Here is a 3,723-nt window from a genome sequence, read left to right on the forward strand (position 1 = left end):
GACTAAGTGGTAGTCCAAGTTTGAAACCCTTGTCAGGTATAGGTTTAAATGCCATTGCTCGAAAAACTTGGACGACGTGGTAGTCCAGTGTTAAAGCCATGTCCAGTAAAGGTTTCAAAATTCTTGGACTACTTGGACTACCTTTTCTAGTAATTAAAATTTGATTCATTTTCAGACAATGGAGCTGTTGGACTACCTATTCGTCCAGAGGTAGTCCAACTTTTAGTTAACGGGGTGGAGGATTTAGTTCGATTCAGATTCTTGGACTACCTGGAGACTAAGTGGTAGTCCAAGTTTGAAACCCTTGTCAGGTATAGGTTTAAATGCCATTGCTCGAAAAACTTGGACGACGTGGTAGTCCAGTGTTAAAGCCATGCCCAGTAAAGGTTTCAAAATTCTTGGACTACTTGGACTACCTTTTCTAGTAATTAAAATTTGATTCATTTTCAGACAATTGGTGAAAGAGATCGATGTAATAAAAGTGCTTAAAAGCAAATTGACAGTGGTAGCGGTCAAAGCCTGAAACCCTTATCAGAGCTGCTAAAAAGTGCTTAAAAGCAAATCGAGCCACAAATTAACAGCCGGAACTAGCGACCCGCCATTCTACAATCACACTTACCCCATCATTAAATTGTCTGGCGGGTGCTGGTGAAGGCGACTTTCTGGCTCACATCGACATCCCATAGGAGCTACTCTCTCTCTCACTCTTAACCGGATCTTTTCTGACGAAGACACGAATAATCTCGGACTCTAAATCATCTAGCTCCAGAAGTGGAGCAATCTCTGCCTCAATCTTCACTGTTAGTTTCTCCCCTCTAGCAACTGCGTTCAAAGCTGGTAAATCGCGTTCGCGCTCGTAGTTAACTCCTCTAGCTTGAAGCTTGGGAAAACTGCACCCTTGCAAATGGGCACCCTGAAACGCCACCCCATCTAACGAATAGCTCAAACCCTGGACTAGTCCAGTCCGCGTAATCTTCGGTCTAACCTCCACCCCCTTAGATTGCAATCTCGCCACATAATCGGTCATCGTCGGGGAGTGAGGAATGACCTCATCAATCAGATCTTGGATCTTCGTACTAACTGGTAATTCAGGCGTAGGTAAAGTTAGGTCTACTTCAGCCGCTGCTACTTCCCGTCGATAGCGTTCGGACTGTCCTTTAGTTGGCAACGATTTTTTCGATTCCCAACTACATGCCACTGGAGTCAGATTATGTTCTGTCTCCATTGCTCTGAGGATTTTTTCAGTTCTGCGCCACTCGAACCCATTTTTGACCCGTTCCCCATCCAAACCAACAACATTGACCACGATATGTAGATGGTCATGGTTGTGGTTGTGGTCGCTGCGAGGATGTTCGACAATTAGGAACTGACTATTTTTATAACCCAATTCTTGTAATAACCTCATCGCGATTTCTGCTTTAAGGGAATCAGCTACTTCCCCATCTTCAGGTGCAAAGGCTAAAGCAATATGTTTGGCTACAACCGTAACTTGGGGATTGAGATCGGAGATCGCCTTAAATTCCCGTGTCAATCCTTTCACAGACCGACAAGCCACATTCCCGCCAATGATTTTGGCTTCTTTTTCATCAGCGAGTAAATAACCAAATAAACCGCCAAAACCCCCGCCCTGGCTGATGCTAGCGATCATCTGTTTCCCCCAAACATTCAAGTTGTAGCCGAGCAATGGTTTCCATCTGGGCTGCCATTGTCCTGCGGATGAGTTGTATTTCTGGGAGGATACTTGAAGGGCAGCGTTGGTCGTTGACCGCTCTAGTCAATTGGTTGAGGTTGTTACCCCAGCGGGATAATTCGGTTTTGAGTTGGGTCAAACTTTCATAAGTGCGGTAATTTACTGGGGGGATGGAGGATTTCTCCTTGCCAAACAGATGTTCTCGGATGTAATCAGCTTTGTCTATCCCTTGTTCGGTGGCATGAGACTGGATCTTATCGCTCTCTATTTGTGATAATCTGAGAGTGAATTTAATCGGGCGGAGGTTTCGCATCGGTTGAAATTAATAAAAACACTTGAAATCATCAGCCCAATTATTTCTAAGGGGGTTCGGGGCACACCCCGACGAGCCATTCCCGATGTCCCGCAGGGGCATGAGGAGCGGTAGCGACGGCTTCGGGAACTGCTCGCTTTCCATCAATTTCGGCGGCTCTCTCAACCATAACCTACGCGATTAATTTTGACCAGAGGGCTAATTTAGCACGATATTTATTGGTAATTTTGGTTTTGTAGGTGCTATAAGAAGTAGCTGTCAATTTTTGGATTTGAGCTGGATATTTGGAGATGGCACTAATATTTAGAGATTTGGTGGGAGAATCTACTCTAAAGTTACTCGGTGGGTGATCGGTTTTTTTGTACTATGGGTACGCTAAGATAAATCCCCAAGGAAAAGTATGGCTGTCTTGTATCTCAGTGTCGATTGTGGCGGCTCTCAAACTAAAATTGTCTATCAATTATCGGGACAAGAGAGTCCTGGTTATTTGTTGATGTCTCCATTGGTGGAGGAAATTAAGCCAGAAAAAATAGCTAGTTATCTCGACCGCAAATCGTCGCTGGGTAGTCCGGCTCCAGAGCGTGAGGCTTATCTCAAGTGGCAGGAACGAGTATTTGTGGTGGGGGATTTAGCACGGGAATTCGACCCAGAGGATCGGACGAGCGAGCAGAAGTATGAGAATGCTTTGTATAAGGTGGCGGCTGCGATTGGGGTGATTGTGAGTAAGTTGAAGCTCAAGCTAGGGAAGAAGAAGCTAGAACTGCATCTGGGGGTACTGATTCCTTGGGATGAGTATAATGACCGTTCGATTTTTGAGCAGCGGTTGAGAACGATTTTGGCGGGGTTTGAGTTCCGAGGAGTGTCGCTATTCTGCTCGATTGGGAGTATTTTGGTTCGTCCTGAGGGGGGTGGTGTGGCGGCTACTTATATTCGTCAAAATGGGACTGATTGGTTGCACGAGCAGAAGATTGCGGTGTTGATGTTTGGGCATCGGAATGTGACTGCTTTGTATTTTGACAGGGGTAAGTTGTCGGGGGATAGTCCGCTGTTGGGATTTACTAATTTTCTGGATGTGGTGATGGAGCGGAAGTCTGTAGACAGGGAGTTGTTATCGATTGCGGTGATGGATACGATTGCTCAGGCACATAATATTACTCACCCTCAGACTGAAAGTTATAATCATTATCCTGATTGGGGTAAGTATCCACCAATTAAGGGTTTGGCGAGGGCGAAGGATGTTGAGTTGAATCAGCAGGAATGTAAGTTGATTGTTGGTGCGATAACTGTGGCGACTAAGGAGTATTGGGAGAAGGTGGAGAAGTGGCTGGGGAAAACAATTCCTAGTGCGGTAGATATCGTAGTTATCAGTGGTGGGGCATCTGAGTTTTTAGAGCCAGATCTAGAGCGGTATTTCAATGCTGCTCATGCTGGGCGCAAGAAGGATCATTATAGCCCGTGGAGAAGAATTGGTGAATATATCGCCATCGATAAAGATCAGCCGATGCCAGAGCTACTGTGGGGGGTGGAGATTATCGATTTAGTTCGGGAGAAGTTCAATATCGATCCAGATAAGGACGATCATAATATGGCGATTAGGTTGGTGGATTGTTATGGGTTGTTTGATTATTTGATTGGGTCGATGGAGGGGAAATAATGGTGGTTAATAAGCGGGGGCGGAAGAATTTAAGTTTGCGGTTGCAGCCGTATGAGGGGACGTTGT

Annotated in this window: 5 protein-coding genes; 1 reads left to right on the forward strand and 4 read right to left on the reverse strand. The window is 45.5% G+C overall.

The annotated features are described in order from the left end of the window. Positions 1-243 precede the first annotated feature (243 nt). The 4 genes from RMO55_RS16390 to RMO55_RS16405 form a co-directional block, all read right to left on the reverse strand. Positions 244-444: a hypothetical protein gene (locus RMO55_RS16390; RefSeq protein WP_310428169.1), complete on the reverse strand. Its 201-nt coding sequence runs from the start codon at positions 442-444 to the stop codon at positions 244-246. Positions 445-667: 223 nt separating this feature from the next. Further along, a complete protein-coding gene (locus RMO55_RS16395; RefSeq protein WP_310428171.1) occupies positions 668-1,648 on the reverse strand; it encodes a relaxase/mobilization nuclease domain-containing protein in 981 nt (326 codons plus the stop codon). After that, positions 1,638-2,003: a plasmid mobilization protein gene (locus RMO55_RS16400; protein WP_310428173.1), complete on the reverse strand. Its 366-nt coding sequence runs from the start codon at positions 2,001-2,003 to the stop codon at positions 1,638-1,640. The genes RMO55_RS16395 and RMO55_RS16400 overlap by 11 nt, the downstream gene beginning before the upstream one ends. 46 nt (positions 2,004-2,049) lie before the next feature. Continuing rightward, positions 2,050-2,172 (reverse strand): hypothetical protein, encoded by a 123-nt coding sequence (locus tag RMO55_RS16405; RefSeq protein ID WP_310428176.1) that lies wholly within the window; start codon positions 2,170-2,172, stop codon positions 2,050-2,052. Between the two features lie 231 nt (positions 2,173-2,403). On the opposite strand from RMO55_RS16405, the gene RMO55_RS16410 reads away from it, so the two are divergent. After that, positions 2,404-3,657 carry a hypothetical protein gene (locus tag RMO55_RS16410; RefSeq protein ID WP_310428179.1) on the forward strand — a complete coding sequence of 418 codons (1,254 nt, stop codon included), beginning with the start codon at positions 2,404-2,406 and terminating at the stop codon, positions 3,655-3,657. Positions 3,658-3,723: the final 66 nt, after the last annotated feature.

This window comes from Chamaesiphon sp. VAR_48_metabat_135_sub (assembly GCF_031418915.1).
Taxonomy (GTDB): Bacteria; Cyanobacteriota; Cyanobacteriia; order Cyanobacteriales; family Chamaesiphonaceae; genus Chamaesiphon.